The 18,236-nt window shown below is 35.6% G+C and carries 14 protein-coding genes and 1 pseudogene; 8 read left to right on the top strand and 7 right to left on the bottom strand.

Features of this window, described 5'->3' with window-relative positions; translation table 11 throughout:
• Positions 1 to 148 precede the first annotated feature (148 nt).
• From L950_RS17960 to L950_RS17945, 4 genes are all read left to right on the top strand, one after another.
• Positions 149 to 1,018, top strand: a complete 870-nt coding sequence (locus L950_RS17960) for a hypothetical protein (RefSeq protein ID WP_021190540.1) — start codon at positions 149 to 151, stop codon at positions 1,016 to 1,018.
• A gap of 41 nt (positions 1,019 to 1,059) precedes the next feature.
• On the top strand, positions 1,060 to 2,775 hold the full coding sequence (locus tag L950_RS17955; RefSeq protein WP_156169746.1) for a hypothetical protein: 1,716 nt from the start codon (positions 1,060 to 1,062) through the stop codon (positions 2,773 to 2,775).
• Between the two features lie 85 nt (positions 2,776 to 2,860).
• Positions 2,861 to 4,186 carry a hypothetical protein gene (locus L950_RS17950; RefSeq protein WP_021190538.1) on the top strand — a complete coding sequence of 442 codons (1,326 nt, stop codon included), beginning with the start codon at positions 2,861 to 2,863 and terminating at the stop codon, positions 4,184 to 4,186.
• A gap of 611 nt (positions 4,187 to 4,797) precedes the next feature.
• Positions 4,798 to 5,811 carry a phosphotransferase gene (locus L950_RS17945; RefSeq protein ID WP_021190536.1) on the top strand — a complete coding sequence of 338 codons (1,014 nt, stop codon included), beginning with the start codon at positions 4,798 to 4,800 and terminating at the stop codon, positions 5,809 to 5,811.
• A gap of 215 nt (positions 5,812 to 6,026) precedes the next feature.
• Here the strand turns inward: L950_RS17945 and L950_RS17940 are convergent, their stop codons facing one another.
• The 4 genes from L950_RS17940 to L950_RS17925 form a co-directional block, all read right to left on the bottom strand.
• Positions 6,027 to 6,434 (bottom strand): Mov34/MPN/PAD-1 family protein, encoded by a 408-nt coding sequence (locus L950_RS17940; RefSeq protein WP_021190535.1) that lies wholly within the window; start codon positions 6,432 to 6,434, stop codon positions 6,027 to 6,029.
• A gap of 389 nt (positions 6,435 to 6,823) precedes the next feature.
• Positions 6,824 to 7,549, bottom strand: coding sequence for a hypothetical protein (locus L950_RS17935; RefSeq protein WP_021190534.1), 726 nt, complete (start codon positions 7,547 to 7,549; stop codon positions 6,824 to 6,826).
• 18 nt (positions 7,550 to 7,567) lie between these two features.
• Positions 7,568 to 8,368 (bottom strand): SOS response-associated peptidase, encoded by an 801-nt coding sequence (locus L950_RS17930; protein WP_021190533.1) that lies wholly within the window; start codon positions 8,366 to 8,368, stop codon positions 7,568 to 7,570.
• A gap of 82 nt (positions 8,369 to 8,450) precedes the next feature.
• A complete protein-coding gene (locus L950_RS17925) occupies positions 8,451 to 8,909 on the bottom strand; it encodes a hypothetical protein (protein ID WP_021190532.1) in 459 nt (152 codons plus the stop codon).
• 716 nt (positions 8,910 to 9,625) lie between these two features.
• Here L950_RS17925 and L950_RS17915 point away from each other — a divergent pair.
• Together L950_RS17915 and L950_RS17910 are read left to right on the top strand one after the other, a co-directional pair.
• Complete coding sequence (locus tag L950_RS17915; RefSeq protein WP_231577399.1) at positions 9,626 to 10,186, top strand: DUF6088 family protein; 561 nt, start codon at positions 9,626 to 9,628, stop codon at positions 10,184 to 10,186.
• Between the two features lie 103 nt (positions 10,187 to 10,289).
• Complete coding sequence (locus L950_RS17910; protein WP_231577398.1) at positions 10,290 to 11,135, top strand: nucleotidyl transferase AbiEii/AbiGii toxin family protein; 846 nt, start codon at positions 10,290 to 10,292, stop codon at positions 11,133 to 11,135.
• Between the two features lie 59 nt (positions 11,136 to 11,194).
• Here L950_RS17910 and L950_RS33815 read toward each other — a convergent pair whose 3' ends face one another.
• From L950_RS33815 to dinB, 3 genes and pseudogenes are all read right to left on the bottom strand, one after another.
• On the bottom strand, positions 11,195 to 11,575 hold the full coding sequence (locus L950_RS33815) for a hypothetical protein (protein ID WP_231577397.1): 381 nt from the start codon (positions 11,573 to 11,575) through the stop codon (positions 11,195 to 11,197).
• Positions 11,576 to 11,577: 2 nt separating this feature from the next.
• A pseudogene (locus tag L950_RS37430) lies at positions 11,578 to 14,165 on the bottom strand (hypothetical protein); the annotation flags it as partial.
• A 52-nt stretch (positions 14,166 to 14,217) separates the two neighbouring features.
• Positions 14,218 to 15,396: a DNA polymerase IV gene (gene dinB / locus L950_RS17900; RefSeq protein ID WP_037526430.1), complete on the bottom strand. Its 1,179-nt coding sequence runs from the start codon at positions 15,394 to 15,396 to the stop codon at positions 14,218 to 14,220.
• Positions 15,397 to 15,886: 490 nt separating this feature from the next.
• Between dinB and L950_RS17895 the strand changes: the two genes are divergently transcribed.
• Both L950_RS17895 and L950_RS17890 read left to right on the top strand, forming a co-directional pair.
• On the top strand, positions 15,887 to 16,750 hold the full coding sequence (locus L950_RS17895) for a hypothetical protein (protein ID WP_021190528.1): 864 nt from the start codon (positions 15,887 to 15,889) through the stop codon (positions 16,748 to 16,750).
• A gap of 331 nt (positions 16,751 to 17,081) precedes the next feature.
• Positions 17,082 to 17,879: a hypothetical protein gene (locus L950_RS17890; RefSeq protein ID WP_197086525.1), complete on the top strand. Its 798-nt coding sequence runs from the start codon at positions 17,082 to 17,084 to the stop codon at positions 17,877 to 17,879.
• Positions 17,880 to 18,236 lie beyond the last annotated feature (357 nt).

Here is an 18,236-nt window from a genome sequence, read left to right as displayed (position 1 = left end):
CGATTTAAATAATTCGCGGTCGATAAGAGATAAAATCTGACTAAAAACATTTAAATTTATCATGGTGGTGTGTTATAATTTTGCAATTTAAATATAGCAACTTTGCTATATCCAAACACCCCCCACTTTTTAAACGTTTAGGACGCAAGTGAGAAGATATGTAATAATTAATGATAGTTACAAAATTATCTGCGCAACTGCAAGTAGCCAACAAATTGCAAATAATTTTGATTTTACCTTAGAAGAAAAGCCAGAAATAATTTCATTGGATCATATTTCAATATTAGATCTTACTTTTTCAGATAAAATAAAAAAAGGTGATAATGTAATTCTCGTTTGTGATGTATTATCAACAGGATACATTACAAATTTAATATCAACACGACTCAACCAATTAGGTGCAAAATTAAAATTCATATCCGTTTTGGTTGATGCATATGATGAAAACTTTGAACCCAACCAACAAATTGAAGAACATAGAGATAAAATTTTTTCTGTATTAAAAAGGAAAATGATAAAATACAGGAGAAAAGCCATAAAGCATGAATTATCTAATGGAACTTTAGGAGTAATTAGAATAAATCCTTTTACAAATACCCCGATTGAGGAAAGTGTCTATGACAGTCCTATAAATAATAGAGTTCTAATCGATAATGATAAATTTATTAGTTTAATCGATGAAAAACATGTAAAGGCAGGATATTATAAATTCAACAATCTAATACATCCATATTTTTTCGACATGGATGGTATTCTCCAGGACACAAAAATAGCAAAAGCTTTAATATTTGAAATCTTCTCAAACTTAAATAAAAATTGGAACCACGAACCTGAAATAATTTTTTATCCTAAAGGATCTGCAATTCATAAACTTGATTTTGATATTCTGAAATCAGAAGTTTTTAAAAATCATTCAATTTCGATTTTTGAATTAGAAAGGTTTCAAACAAATGAAGGTTGGAGATTTCCACATCCTCCAAAATATATGTTTTCTATTGCTCAAAGCAAAAAGCATTAATTATAGATGATGGATCTTGCTCAGGGGATTCGTTAATGCAAATGATAGATGAAATTACCACTTTAGACGTTTCAGAAATTGTCGTAGTATCTATTATTGGGAGACTAAATGACCATAAAAAGGATTTCTTTAGTAGGCTAAATACAATGACTGGAAATAATGGTATTATTCCAGTGAGTGTGTATTTTGGAGTACAGTGGCATATCCCAACTTACTACATTGAAGAAAGTCCAATTATAAGAGAGAAGCAATGGTTAGAAACACTAATTAGTATAGCAAATTTGCCTGATAAAATTCAGCGAACAGCAAACAATATATTAGAGGAGTTAAAACTTAAGACCATAGAAGATGAAAGCAATAAATATTTATTAAAACGAAAAGATGGCAAAAGTATTATTAAAGAATTGATCCTGGTAAAAGAAGAAATTGGAAAAATCACGTCATATAGGTATTATAAGGAATATTTTATATACTTCGATAAATTTATGAAAATTTACGAAGGTGAAGAAAAGTCAGAAGATCGTTACCAAATGATAGAAGCAATATGTGCAGTCTTTTTACATGAACCGAATTTGTTTCAGAAAGTAAAAAATATACTTCCTGATTTAGCTGAAAAAATTGAAGTATTCATACAAACCATATTATTTGGTAATCCAGAAAAACGTAAAAGGCCTAAGCTGTTGAAAAATGATCTATTTTATAAATGGACCAATAAAAACATAATTCATTTATTTTTTATAGTTCATAATGGTGGTAGTTTACTTGACCAATTATCAAATGACAAAATAATAGAATTAATTAAAAATTTCGCTTCACATAGCAGCGATTTGGATTATCTGTTTTATCGAATTTTAAAGTTTATTCCTATATCACAAAATGAAGTTCAGAATAAACCATATGCTGGAAAGATCAAACTACTGGTAGAAATTCTAAAAGAAAGCCCTCAACTAGATTTGGAGATCAAAAAACAGATAAAACGTTATTCAATTTTCTTTGAGTCACTCCCAAATAGCGAACTGGATTTTGACGAACATTTGGCATATATAAAACGTCAGTATAGTAAAATCGGTGATGATAAACACCATAATGTATTTATAATAAATGACAAGATTTTAATCTCTAGTCAAATATGGGTTTACACTAAACTAAAATCCAATAATGAATCAGTTGAAGAGCCATTTAATACAATTAGAAAGCATTGGGAAAATATTTCAATATTCATTTCAAATCTTTTGGGATTTTATAAAACTAATGTTCAATTCTTTACCTTTCATGATTTTGTAAATGATGGTCCAAATGAAAAACGCTCATTAGAAAAGATGTTTGGCATAATAGATAAATCTATTCACAGTGAAGAACTAACAAATGGAGATGAAGTTCTTTTACTATTAAATGAAATTTTCGAAAGGTTTATCCTTGAAAATTCTGAGACATATAAATTGTTTGAAAACATCTCGGTTCAAGATGCTCCAAGAGAATTTTCAGTTTTTCTTGAGACACTTCGAAATAGTTATCCAAATCATAATATAAAGGTTATATCTCCTCCCCAGCCAATAAAATTAAATATTCCATTATTATATTTCAATGGAATAATACTTAAGGAGCTGCTTTCAAATTTTAGGCATTCCGATGAAAACTATCCAATAGAAATTAATTGGGAATACGATGAGAATTTTGCGGTCTTCGAAATAAAAAACCACATAAAAAAGGAAAGCTTAAAGGTGGAGGTCAAGGTATCATTAAGCTTAATTCTTTAAATTCCTTTATAAATGAATTTAAGTATACCCATGAAAATAATGAAGACTTCTATATACAAAAAATTAAAATTTCAAAGATATAATAATGACACAAAAAGATTTTCAAATTTTAGAAGAAACAATTTTATTGTTTTGGGATAATGCAATAAACTTCAATGACCCTACAACTCAGCAGAAAATTGGGATACAGCTATATAAGGATGTAATTCTAATTGACAGTTTGGATAAAATGAATTCAGTAATGAGTGGCGATTATGCAGAAGATCAGAAATTCCTGTTTTTTATTCACTTAGATCATTCAACTGAAAATAAAGGTTGGGACTCGTTTAAAGTTTCAAAAATTTTACAATACTATCCTGATCTATCATACTTTTTAGTTTCTTCAACTCCTAAAAGCAAAATATATTCTACGGGTAATGAATCCCTAGACGTTTTTACATATGACAGTATCCATATAGATGTTGACAAAAGATTTCAAAGACAGACAATAAATATGATAAAAGGAATTCAATGTAATATAATAAAACAAAGTATAAAAAAAGAAGAGTTTCCAGTTGTAGACTATGCAATACTAGTTGCATTATGGGATGATGAGTATGAAGAAGTATTAAAAGCATTTGACCATATTGAAAAAATTAAAACCGGTACTAAAAGTTATGATATTTTGGCAGTTAAAGGCCAACCAGGTAAAAGGATCGTCGCAACTTCATGTACTTCGACAGGAATGGTGGACGCCTCAATTTTTGCTACTCAAATGCTTGAGCTTTTTAAACCAAAAATTATTTTTATGACAGGAGTATGTGGAGGGATTCCTGATCTACCTTTTGGTTCAATAATAGTTGCAGATAAAATCTTCACATTCCAAAAGGGCAAAATATCAGATTTAAGGACAAAAGAAAAAGAAGAGGTACAACTCTATGATACGCTCAAAAATCCGGTTGATTTAGACCATTTGTATGACCAAAATAACGATCAAGTAAGATTATCTTTAGAAAAGTTTACAATTGAACATGATGATATGCCAACTTTAGACCCTGAAATTTTGGATGATATTCGATCAAATAAAAAGAAAATTCTTGAAAAAATAAACAATGTATTAGAAGATTTTCCAATTTCGCATAGCAAAATAAAGATAGAAATAAACGCTCTTGCCTGTAGTACTATGGTAATTGATAAAGAGGGATATTTCGAAGAAAATATAAAAGCAATAAATAGAAAGGTTGTAGGAGTAGAAATGGAGAGTTATGCCGTAGCTAGGGCTTGTAAATTTGCGAATAGCGGAAAAACAAAATGGTTGGTAATCAAATCGGTTATGGACAACACAACAATTAAGGAAGATAAATACAAAAAATTAGCAGCATTTACTAGTGCACAATTTTTAAAATATTTGCTAGAAGATAATGTTATGTAAAGAAATATTGGTTTTTGAGAAAGATATTTTTAAATTAGGTCAAACCAAGACAATTTCAATAAAATCGTATCGAAAGAATAATCCAATGACAGAAAAACAGATTAAACAGCGCTGGATAGATATAAAAAGGGAAAATTGATGAATCTAATCAGAAATACAAACCAACTATTTTAATAATAGCATATTTAAGTATTCACTGATTATTGCACAAATTTCCTCAACTATTAAAAACGAACCCGATTGAACAATTGTAGAGATATAAGAACTAATAATGAGAATTATTTATAAATTTGCTATAAATCATTTCGGATGGTTGCTCTTTGATACAAGATAAATTCTAAAAATTAGAAAGTATACGAATTAGTGGAATTCAATAAAAAATTGAAAATCCTCTTTCGTGGCAATATTTCAAAAAGATACGAAATATTATAAAAAAACGCAGGAAATCGAGGTGGTTCGAATCCCTCCTCCCCCCGACCATTTATAATTTACTTAGATATTAAGCACTAAAATTTAGTAATATTTATTGTCATAACTTTCTTATTTACGTATATTGGCGGGGCTAAAAATTAAATAAATAATTACAAATAATTAAATACGCCCAAAATATAATGTCCATTTTTCCAGTTATAGCGTCAACCTTATCAGAGAAGAACTTAGGTGAATTTGTTAAAGATAGATACGATCTTAGTGAAGGATTTCAGTGTACATTATTCCGAACAGGTGTAAATCATACCTATTTTATTTCTGACAAAAAAAATAAGTATGTAATAAGAGTCTATTGTCATGGTTGGAGAACCAAAACTGAAATTCAAGAAGAATTGTGGCTTCTTCAACTGTTGAAAGATAATAGTGTTTCTGTTTCATTCCCTATTCCAGATAAAGACAATAATTTGATACAAGAAATTAATGCACCTGAAGGGCAACGCTACATTGTACTATTCTCATATGCTAAAGGAGAAAAAATGAGATTTATGGATAATGAAACTTGTTTTGAAATGGGATGTCTAATGGCAAGGTTTCACAACATTACTTCAAATAAAAACATAAATAGAGTTAACTATAATTCAGAATTACTTTTAAATAAATCATACGAATTATTAAATCACTATTTCGCTGAGGATTTGAGCGAGATGAAATATCTTAAAAAAATAGGACTGGAAATCTCCAATACATTTAAAGAAATTGAACAATCTGAATTTCAAAAAGGAATAGTTCATCTCGATATTTGGTATGATAATGTAACTGTCAATAATAAAGAAGAAATAACCATTTTTGACTTTGACAATTGCGGTAATGGCTTTTTGATTTTGGACATTGGTTATTTCTTTATCCAACTATTTCACATAGAGATAAATAAAGAAATCTATGAATCAAAAGTTGAAAGTTTTCTTAATGGCTACCAAAAGGTAAGAGAGATTGCGGAAAAAGAAATTAAACTAATTCCAGATGCTGGGGCATCTATTTTTGCTTTTTATCTCGGCGTTCAAGCACAAAGATTTGATTGGTCAAATATTTTTTTGACAGAAAACTATTTGAAAATGTTTGTTGGAAGGATAAAAACCTGGAAAGAATATTATGAATCAAAAGAAACAACTGTGGCTAGCAATGGATATACACTATAATTGCCACAAAAATTCTAAATTAATGGCAATTTTACTGAAGTGTTAATTTAAAAGATTTAACGCAATATTCTAGCCTAAGTTCAAATCCCTCCTGGTTTCGAAAAAATGGTTAAAACCACCTAAGTTTGCATAAACGGCATATGCTATTCGTCAAATTCATATAGTTTCACCAGTTTTTTTCCATTAACTGATATGAAAATAGAAATTGCGAATTTCTATTTTGTCCCCCCAATAATTAATAAAATTGGTTCTGGGCATTCATATTTTCCTGTTTGAGAAATTTGGTGAATTTGATTTACATCTTGCCGACTTGGTTCAGGAGAAGTACCCGGGTGAAAATGCCATTCACCCAAATAGTATTTTCCAACACCCCAATTCTCATCAAGAATTTTACTCAATCCGGAAACACCGCGGGTAAAAGTAAACCGTGCTTTTTTAGAATCTTTTGGAGGTCCAGTGATTAGTGATATATATGCCACAGGATAGTCATTTTGATAATTACCAATTAATATACCTCCAGTTTCATTTTGAGAATTAAAGGACAGTTCTTTGATGTAATTAATGCAATCATCAGTAATATTCACCGTAAATAAGTTATCATCCGAACAATACAATTTATTCACTATCTATAATATTAAGTCCTATAAAATCATTTTGTATGTCGAAAATTTTTTCAATTACGAACATTTTGATTCAAGATAAAAATCCATATTCATGGCACTAATAAAAAAGTACTCAAAAAAGTGTGTTTAAATGGTTGGGGGCCAATTGGTTCGGTTCCCTCCCTTTCCTCATAACAAAAAGAAGCTGTAAGATCTTTAAAGTTTAACAACCATTTCTACTATTGACGTTTAGTAAATAACCATCGGAAGTTTCATTCTACAGAATATCTATATATAAGTACAGAATTTCATTTTATATAAATTTCAAGATTCTACCACATTGAACTTTAAGAAATCCGGAGCTGGTATATATAGGCGCAATTCATTTTATTAAATTCTCTCATTAAAACTTATGCCATCCTTGGATCAATCCAGAATAGATCACGGAGTTGTAGTAAGTCTTCTGTATCCATCAAATTATAAACCAGCTCATCCTTTTCTTCTAAAGGAATCGTTATTTGTTGATCCGTTCTAAGTAAAAAAATGGTTAAAATAGCATCCTTATCATATATTGAGATATCGGATTGTACCATAGTAACATCATGTTTGTTAAACCATTCTCTTGCCTGTTCTTGATCTAGGCAGATCAGGGAAAGGGTTAGATCTTCAAGATCTCGCATCTCATCGATGATATGAGTGGGATAATTTACGCCGATATAAGCTAGATACATAAGATGATTGCCAGTGCGCAAGGCATAATTACGTATTAAGACCCGCTTTGGATCGAATGAAAAAACATAATATTCTGGATTGGAGATAAACTTATAGTGCTTGCCGTAAAACTGGATTTTATACTCCAATTCTTCTAAATGATCTATTTCTATAAATACTTCTCCTAAAAGCTGCCCCCCATCTATATTGTTAAGTGCATCTTCGATAATTAATAGTGCTTGCTCTTCCATAGGAACAATGCTTCCACTACAATCTAAGTGTAACAAATAATCATCAACATCAGGTACAGTTAACGGATACCATGTTGGGTTTTCGTCGTCAACTGTATTTTTAGATGTTAAAATGTTATAACCGTTACGCTTTAATTCTAATAGTATAATTCTGCTCAGGGGGACAAACTTCATAAGATCTTACACATATGACTAAAACAAACTTTGCTGCATGGGTCCATCCTGTCCTAAAGGTGGCAGATCTGACCATTGATAGGGCTCGTACCGATGTTTTCCATCTGGCCTGTTGGGATATCCTCTCAAGGTATAGACTGGATAGTATTCTAATGCCTTATCGGGCATCTCATAATTGAAAACGGGCATCAGGCTTTCTTCATCTTGGGCATGGAGCCATTGCTGTTCGAGCTCAGGTGTTAAAAATAAAGGCATACGTCTTTTGTTCGGTCCATCGTTATGGATCTGGCCCATAACGGTATTGGCTTCACGGGTAAGCATACCAAAGCTTCCTATTTTATGGATCTCTCCTTCCTGGTCAACAATCTCGTGCCATTGGTACAAACCTGGGATATAGAAGATCTCTCTTCCTTTCTCTCCAATGAAATAAGGTACTTTCTTTTTCCATCCGTGCACTTTGCGGTGCTCAAAGGTTCCAGATACGGGGATAAGACAACGTTGATTTATGAGTCTATGCCAATACGACTTGCTATCTGCAAGGATTCGCTCGCTCCGCACATTGATCATATTGCGGCGGCGGTCTTCCTGTTCTTTCTGGTCTTTGATATAGGTGGGCAATACGCCCCACTCCATTTCAAGCAAGCCCAGCTCCTCGCCTTCTTTGTCTTTGTAGATAATGGGATATGCGGGAAAGGTGATGGCCTGCACGTTTTCAAAATAGCGGTAGTCGTATTCGAGCTGTTTGCGTTCGTCCCGTAACTTAGGGAATGCTTTCTTGACTATTTCAAGATCGGTATGAAGTGATATGTCCCAGCACATAGTTGTTTATATTGATAGTATGTTTCTTGTTAAACACGGTGATGTATTCATTTGTTTTGTCTGCGGCTATTAACTGATGAGTTCAATAGCCCTGACTTTTTTTGTGTCTTACCATCGGTAATGATCGCCCATACGCGGCCATGCTCAAGGGTAAAGAGGATATCGATCGGATCTTTCCTCTTGAAGGTAGTCTGGTTACGGAGGTAACCGACAATCTTGCTTTCGTACATGCGTAACATGCGCTTGTCCCACTTTTCTTCGCGAAAGCGATTGTTGAAGATGCGATAACCGGAATTGGTGTCCAATAACTGCTGTATGCTATGGGCATCTGCCGGTATCTGTATGGCTTTCCCTTCCTTGGTCCCAGTTCTGCAGCATGGGCATGAGCTTCTTCGGCTGACCAATATGGCGAAAGGAGAAAACCTGTCCCTTTGGTAACATCGGGCCACTCAAACCGCTGCAGTACAAAATCACGGTAGCCCTGTTCCAAAAATTCCTGAAAAGTAGCACGAGTGAGTTGTTCGAATGGATTGTAAAGCATAGCGGTATTGCGTTCTTGATACGAATATAAGAAAATGACGGTTTAGTCTGCGTACAGATTTTTCAATATAAACTTTTGATTAATATCATTTATGGATGACTCAATTGTATCTGGTTTTGAATTTATAAGGTTTAAATAAGATTTTAGAACTGGAGCAACAATGTAGTCTTTCTGGCAACAATACTTTGAAAAAGATCCCAATGGAGCGTATCTGCTACAAAGGTTATCTAATTAGTCAGACAGTGTCTGACCAATTACAAAACATTAATTTTGAAAACGATACATATCAAAAATCTGTGCATCAACAGTTTAATTCTGACCTCATAAAGTTTGAAGAATTGCTTACAAAACTATCATATTCCCATTTCTTGGAATTGATTATAACAAAGTTATCTGTGAAGTTTAATTAATACAAACACTGACGATAGCCCTGTTTCAGAAATTCCTGAAAGGTACCACGGGTGAGTTGTTCAAATGGAATGTATAGCATAACGGTATCGTGTTGTTGATACGAATATAAGGAATATCAATAGAAATTTCACGGCATTTACCGCTATATACTCCGTGGATCTGGCTTAAGGGGCATCTTGGCACAGCGGATCACCCACAATATAGAACACTTGAAAACAACAACTTAAAAACATTTTAAAAATGAAAATATAAATATTTTTGCATGAAATTTGAATTTTATTTCATACATTTGATTCATGTATAAGTTGGATAATTTAAAAAAATCAATACGAAAAGGACAAGTCTATCGTAGAGAGGATTTGGCAAAATCATCAAAATCAATAGATCGTGATCTAGCTATCCTAGTGCAAGAAGGTAGTCTTAAAAAACTAGCTCAAGGCTTATACTATGCTCCTAAAAAAACAGTTTTTGGAGATTCGGTTCCCGAAGAGAAAGATGTCATAAAGAAATATCTGAAAGGTGATGATTTTTTAATAACATCTCCCAATTATTACAATTCAATAGGATTGGGAACAACACAATTGTATAATAGTAAAAGTATATATAATCATAAAAAGCATGAAGATGTCAAACTTGGAAATAAAGTTTATCAGTTTAGACGTAAGTCCAAATTTCCAAAACAGCTTTCATCCGAATACTTAGTTATTGATTTATTAAACAATTTAAAAAGCTTGGAAGAAGACGAGCAAACCCTATTACATAATCTAAAGTCAAGGGTACAGCAATTTAATAAAGAGCTTCTTAAAAAGAATGCAGCTAGATATGGCTCTATAAAAGCTAAAAAAATAATAAATGAACTAGTATAGAACTATGTATCTACATCAGCACAAGAACTTCAAAGATCTTATCCTGGCAGAATCTGAAATACGAGCAATTGATCCGATACTGATCGAAAAGGATTATTGGATTATGCACTGCTTATATGGTCTTCAAATACTAGGCTTTCAATTTGAATTAAAAGGCGGTACTTCCCTATCTAAAGCTTATAAAATAATTGATAGATTTTCAGAAGATATTGACATACATATCCACCCCGCTGCTGCTTTGGGAATAAATGAAAATCCGAAAAATACCAATCCAAAAAATGTTGCAAAAAGATTAGCTTTCTATGAAAGCTTAGCCGATCAAATAAAAATAGATGGAATAATAGGCGTTGAAAGGGATACTGTTTTTGATGATACTCAATATTACCGAAGTGGAGGAATTAGGTTAATTTACAATTCCTTTTTTAACGAATTGCCAGGATTAAAACAGGGTATTCTGTTAGAAGTAGGATTTGATAATGTAGCCCCAAATAGTCCTATAGATATATCATCATGGGCATTTGAGAAAGCGGTACAAGCATCGATTGATTTAACAGATAATAGAGCGCTACAAGTTGCATGTTATGATATGTGTTATACTTTTGTAGAAAAACTGCAAACAATAGCGACAAAATTTAGGAATATGCAAAGTTCAGGAGACAACCAAGTGAATTTTATGCGTCAATATTATGATGTTTATCAACTTCTTAATCAACAAGTAGTAATAGATTTCATTGGAACTCCCGAATATTTAGCTCATAAAAAGCGTAGATTCCCTAATTTGGATTTTGCTATTCCAATTGCACAAAATGAAGCTTTTTTATTAGAAGATAGTAAAGTAAAAGAACATCTCAATCAACTGTATATTAAAAGCAATGCACTTTACTACAGTGGACAGATTGATTTACAAACTATACTTGATTTATTAAAGATACACCTTGAAAAATTATAATTTTTATTTGTCCATCACAATCGTATGGAGATAAAATAAAGGGTTATCCCTGGTGCAATTTATTTTAATTGTATATCTCTTTCGTATCTACCAACAAACTTCGAATAAGACACCAGTATTATATGCTGCTCATTCCCATATGTTTTATAGTTTGAACTGCTATATACTCCGCGGGTCTGGCTTAAGGGGCATCTTGCACAGCGGATCACTTCCAGTGACGGACAGCCAAACTCCTGCACGACCTTCCCTTCGATGAGGTAAATGCCGGCTCCTCTTAAAGGATATTGTGCCAACGTGGGCGGAAAATGCACGGTGTCGAAAAACTTGCCTTCGATATCCAGGAAGGTCCCGAATTTCATCAGTTCACCACGCTTTGTCTTCACAAACTTTTCGGCCACAAAATCGCCTACCATACGAACGGTCCGACCGACATGATCCATCAGTCACGACTCTGCACATCGCCTCGAAAATCACTCCGGGCAAGATCAAACAGGGTACCGCTGACACAAAAACCAATAAGTTCCATCTCATCATAATAGTCCTCCAGGATATGGCTATCCAAAGGTGGCAAAACGGGTTTACGGCTATTGGATTCAAACAGTTCGGCAGAGGGGCTTGCTTTTGTATGCTTGTTCAGCAAAAGATGTGCTTCCCAAAGGAGTTCTTTCTTGCTGCTAGCGAAACTGCGGAATGCACCGATACGGATAAGAATGATCAACTGCTCGAGTCCTGTGCCTGTTCGCTTGATAAACTGCTCGAGATTCTGATACAACCCATTCCGTGTGCGTTCTTCTATCAATCGTTCAACTTGTTTGGATTCTATGTGCTGCATGCAGTCAAAACCGAGATAGATATCGCTCCCATGAATGCTAGTCTGATACTCCGACCGGTTGATACAGGGCAGACAGATGGTAGCACCCGCGACACGGGCTTCGTTGACATAGACTTTGCGGTTATAGAAACCGCCATAATTGTTGAGCACACTGACCATAAATTCGAGTGGAAAATAGGTCTTGAGGTAGAGACTCTGATAACTCTCGACAGCAAAGGAGGCAGAATGGGCTTTGTTGAACGAGTATCCTGCGAAACTCTCCATCTGACGCCAGATCTCCCGGCTCACTTTTTCGTCATAACCCTTCGCTCTGCAGTTGTCAAAATACTTCCCCTCGATCTCAATAAGATGATCTTTACTTCGATATTTACCGGACATCATGCGACGGAGGACATCGGCGTCGGCCATATCCAGCCCACCGTAGGCATTGGCGATCTTCATCACGTCTTCCTGGTAAACCATGACACCATAGGTTTCTTCCAGCTGCTCTTTGAATACGGGATGCGGGTATACCACCTGACTGGGGTCATGGTGCCGCTGGATAAAGGCGGCCATCATCTCGCTGCTCGATACGCCTGGCCGGATGATCGAGGATGCGGCAACAAGCGTAAGGTAATCGTCACAATGCAGTTTGGTAAGCAGCTGCCGCATGGCCGGGCTCTCGATGTAAAAACAGCCGATGGTATTGGCAGAGCGAAGCTGCTGGGCGATATGCGGATCTTCGAAAAAGCGTTTTGGCTGACGGGTATCAATCGTGATGCCCTGATTGGCATGTACGATCTCCCGGCAGTCTTTAATATGCCCGATACCACGCTGGGAAAGGATATCGAATTTTTCAAATCCGATTTCTTCGGCGACATACATATCAAACTGCATGGTCGGCAGTCCTTTCGGCGGATAATCGAGCGCGCAATAGCTGACCAATGGCTGTTCCGAAATAAGCACTCCGGAGGCGTGGATGGTTCGCTGATTGGGAAAATCGGCCATACGGTTGTAGACGCTCAAGATGGTATTGGTCACTTCATTTTTATTGAGCATATGCTCGGGCTCATGTACCAGACGGTCAATTTCGGATTTGGGAAGACCATAGACTTTGCCGAGCTCACGCAGGATGCTCCGCGACCGAAAGGTGCTCATGGCTCCCATTAGCGCGGTATAGCCGTGCTGGTAGCGATTGAAAATATAGTCGTACATATCGTCTCGGTCCCGCCAACTAAAGTCAACATCAAGTCGGGCGGACTTTTACGCTTGGGATTGAGGAAGCGTTCGAAAGGTAGTTTGAGGGCAATGGGATCGACATCAGTAATACCCAAACAGTAAGCAACTGCGGAATTGGCTCCGGAACCGCGACCTACGTAATGGTAATCGCGATGACGGGCATAACGGCAGATATCATCGGTGATGAGAAAGTAACTGGAAAAATTGAGCTGTTCGATGATCTCGAGTTCGCGTGCTATACGTTCCCGGGCTACGGGGTCGTTCTTGGCATAGCGGTGTTCGAATCCGTCTCCGGTATATTTGAGGAGCAGCTGTTTATCATTGTAGCGATTTCCGGTAAAAGTGGCCTTGTTCTTCACGCTCTGGAAATCCATCTGAAAGCGGCATTGTGCCAACAGCCGATGGGTGTTGTTCAAGAGCTGTGGCAGATCGGCATAGATTTTCATCAGCCGTGCTTTGGGTACAAAGACTTCATCGACAGGTGCTACTTGTTCGTCCGAGAGCTGTGAGATGAGCAGATTGTGATCAATAGCTCTGAGCTGACGATGAAAGGTATGTTCTGCCGTGCGGAATGTCACCGGGGCAAGTATAACGGCTTTGGAAAGCAACTGCTTATCCATCAGGATGGCCTTGCTCCGCTCCAGCGGACGGATACCGATGTATTCGTAGTCTTTCAGCGCAAAACTGCCCATGCGCTCTAACGGGTAAATGACAAATACTTCCTTGAACTCTGGAGCCTGCAATGGAATTTTTGCGTTCTCGAAATTGAGCTGTGTACGGTAGGCATTGATCTCGCTAAAGCCCCGTTCATTTTGTGCAATGGCGATAAAACAGCAGGTGTCGTCCTGACGGAATTCCATGCCGGCCAATATGTTGAGACCTGCCTGCTGGCCTTTTCGGATAAAGTCTATGGAACCGGTACTGTTGTTGATATCGGTGAGCACGGCAGTATCGTAGCCATTGGCGAGCATGCCTTCCAGTAGTTCGTCGAGACTGAGCGTACCATGGCGTAAGCTGTAATAGCTGTGCAGATTAAGGAGCATGGTCACCTCCTTTCCTTGATGGTGGTTCTGGAGCGCAGATGCCTTTCATCAGGTACTGGCTACCGTAACGCATGCGAATCTTGTCCATGGCCTGCAAGAGATTGACTTCTTCACTGCTGTCATTGAACAGATCGGTCTGATAGGCGCCATAGATGAGATTGGAAAACTTGATTCCGATGAGGCGGATAAGCATGCGCCGGCTGTACAGCTTTTTAAATAGTGCCATTACTTTTTCGGTAATAAGCTTATCCGAGTTGGTGAAGGCTACTTTGACCTGCTGGGTATGGGTATCGAAATTGCTGTAACGGATTTTGAGGGTGATACTACTGGTGAGTTTCTGATCTTTGCGAAGCTCAAATGCAAGGGTATCGACCATACCGATCAGTGTTCGGCGCAGCAGATCCATATCAATGGTATCCTGCTGAAAGGTTGTTTCTTTGCTCATGGATTTCTGCTCCCGAAATGGCAGTACAAGGGAGTCGTCGAGACCGTTTGCTTTTCGCCAGATGGTGACTCCATTCTCCCCCATCACATGTTTCATGGTGAAGGCTTCCATCTGCTGCAGAGTGCCGATCTTGCTGATACCCATATTGCGGAGTAAGGTGTAGGACTTCTCGCCTACCATCGGAATTTTCCGTATGGAAAGTGGTGCCAAAAATCCTTTTTCGGTACCACTGTTGACAAACAGTTCACCGGACGGTTTGGCCTGACCCGTAGCGATCTTGCTGACGGTTTTATTGACGGACAGTCCAAAGCTGATGGGTAATCCTGTTTCTTTTATAATGCGCTGCCGCAATTCCTGCGTCCACTGCCAGCAACCAAAGAAGCGGTCCATACCGGTCACGTCGAGATAATGCTCATCGATACTGGCTTTTTCAACCACAGGTGTCACCTCTTCGATAATCTCGGTGACCATAGAGGAATAATGACTGTACAGGTCATGATCGCCCCTGACAATGATGGCTTCGGGACACATACGCAAGGCCAGCCGCATGGGCATGGCACTGTGTACGCCATACTTCCGAGCTTCGTACGAGCATGATGCCACCACACCCCGATCGGAAGTCCCACCGATAAGCACTGGTTTACCCACCAACCCTACGTTGAGCAAACGCTCTACGGACACAAAAAATGTGTCAAGATCACAATGCACTATATTCCGTTCCATTTCCTAAAAAATCATCTCTATCCCATCTGTTGTTTATACTTTAAAGGTATAAATACTCGATCAAATATACTAACATATTTAGCTAAAATAAGTGTGAAATTTACACATTTTGATAAACAGCTGAATTACAAGACTAAAATATTTAGTCAAACACGATATAAGAAATGATCTTTAAATGGAAAGATTGAGGATTTAGTGACTGACGATAAAACTGTAAACGTTTACGAAAATGCCTATTCTTGCGAAAAAACTATTCCTCATCCGTGCATTTGATTCATTTATCATCAGATTTGAAGAGTTGGGATTTAAGACAAGAAGAAACATAAATAAATTTTGTGTTATGTGAGTGTTATATTAGTTTTTACGAACATTGATCATTTTTTATATATTAGTTTTACCAATACATGAGTAAGTGACAAGGGTAATATAAAGTTCTGTTTCACCAACATTGTTCTTGGCATTAATTTAAAACTGATCGCAAAAATAGACAATGTTTAATATTTTTAAAAAGAGAACCATTCTTCCTGAAGATTACTCAAACCTTATAGACGAAAAATCTTATGAAATCTTTCTGAAGAAATGTCTGTTAACACTTAAGTATCTAGGTTATAAAGTTATAAGCTTTAACAATGGTGACATTGTGTATGAAAAAGAAAACAGCCTAGAAGCACATTTCTATTTAGACAACCTTCTAAGGAAATACCTACAAGTAAATAATGAGGAACAAGATATTGTAATACAAACGCACTTCAGTAAATTAAAAGACCAATCAAAAGCATACACCTACCTTTACAAGGATTTTGATTATGCAAAGCAATTTCTTAAAATATTACTGAAAGCAGACGATATTTTACCCAACAATGAAGATTTCGTTTATCAAAAAAGCTATCCCAATTTATTGACATTTTTGGTCTTTGACTTTGAAGATCAATTTCATTATGTAGAAAAAAGCAAAGTACATCTTTGGGAAGTAGATGAGATCCAATTATTTGAAATTGCAAAAAATAACTTAAGAAAAGAAGAAATAGAAATTAAACAATACACATATGAAGATAAATACGATGTCTTTGTATTACTTAATGGCGACTTTTCAAGTTCATATACATTATTAATTGAACAAGATTTAGACTTCACTATTGGACAATTTGGAACTTTGATTGCTTTACCAACAAAAGGAACTGCATTTCTATATCCCATTTCAGAAGCTGATATCTTAGACGTTATCGTAACAATCTATCCGACAGTTGAACAATGTTTTGATGAAGACCCAGGTAATATAACTCTTGATTTCTTTTGGTATTTTAATGGAAACTATGAATGTTTCATAAAAGAAAAAATGATGACGGGACAATGAGTATTAGTACACCAAAAAAACTAGCGAAATTATTGAATAATAATTAAGTTAAAATGCATTGACCAAAAATTGATCATTGGAATATAGATACAGATATAAATCTTCAGGGGATCGATTTATAGCAAATTCAGCAATAGTAAATGGTACAGATAATTACACTCATAAAAAACGGATAATGATAGTATTCAAGACAACGTATCATTCACAGCTTTTACAGAAAATTATATTCCAGCTGGTGATGATACAAATCTTTATTCCTACAATATTGTGTATTACACAATATAACTTTTAATATATGACTAACCGAAAATACTATATAGAACAAAAATTTATGAAAATATTTTTGTTTTTACTACTTACCATTACATTTCTAAATGGTAACTTTTGTATTGCTCAATCTCACAGACTAAAAGATCTGACTATTAGCGGATTAAATAATTGTCACTCAGATTATTTTGAAAAAAATCAAGATTTAGATAGTTTAATTATTAACTACGACAAAAATGAACCTATAGAACTTTTTTTTAAATATGAAAATAAGAAAGCCGGACAAAATAGAAAATCCTACTTCTATTTAAAATTTCCAGGTGATTTATTCCTTTTAAAAAGAGACTATCCCAATTTAAAAATACCAGATTATCCAATATATGACTTAAAAATAATTGATGAAAAATATGATGAAAAAAATGAACTTATAAACTACACAATAACTGCAATACTGACAAAAGATAGTCTAAAATACATGCTAACAGAATGGTTGCATAAAGGAACAAAAGTTCAACGTGAACTTTCCAGTATCCCTTATGAAGGATTCAATGCTAGTTACAAAAAGGGTAACGCTGTCTTAGAAGAAAATTTAAATAAGGATATTCCTGGCATTAGAAATATAAATAAAGAAACTCATTATCTTTTTAAAGGTATAGTTGATCAGAAAGGATATATAAACAATATGCAAATGTTAATGGGTAATGACAAAGTAGGCAACCAAATACTTCGTTCACTACAGCAGTCTGGACCTGTATGGCAGCCAAGGATACTAGGAGGTCGAATTGTGAAAAGCTATATTGAAATTTTTGCACAAGTCCAAAATGGCGCTTTAAAAGTATTTACCTGTGGTTATAATCGATAATCTCAACGTAGGGAGTTGTAAAGATCGAATAATGTAAACTGGCTTCCAGCTACTATAGATCGTGGACCTAAAGAATCAAAAATTAGGATATATGTACTACTTAATAGTGATGGCATATACTACGCTCTTATAGAGCTCCTGTAATTTGTTTTCATATTTGCGGGAGCGCCCACCGAAGAATCCCGAAGGGATCTGCGAAGCAAACAAGACAAAGCTCGCTCCGGATTGCACTCAAAGCATTGGCTCCAATAACAGCTGTTACTGAAATGGGATTTTGTGATTATCGGCTTGATTAAAAAATACGGGAAGCCGTAAGGTATAAAACGTATAAAGCATTCTTGGCAGAATGGCTTTATA

The sequence above is a fragment of the Sphingobacterium sp. IITKGP-BTPF85 genome, assembly GCF_001006065.1.
Classification (GTDB): Bacteria; Bacteroidota; Bacteroidia; order Sphingobacteriales; family Sphingobacteriaceae; genus Sphingobacterium; species Sphingobacterium anhuiense.
Note: the sequence above shows the minus strand (reverse complement) of the source record. Positions and strands in the feature narration are given on the sequence as shown.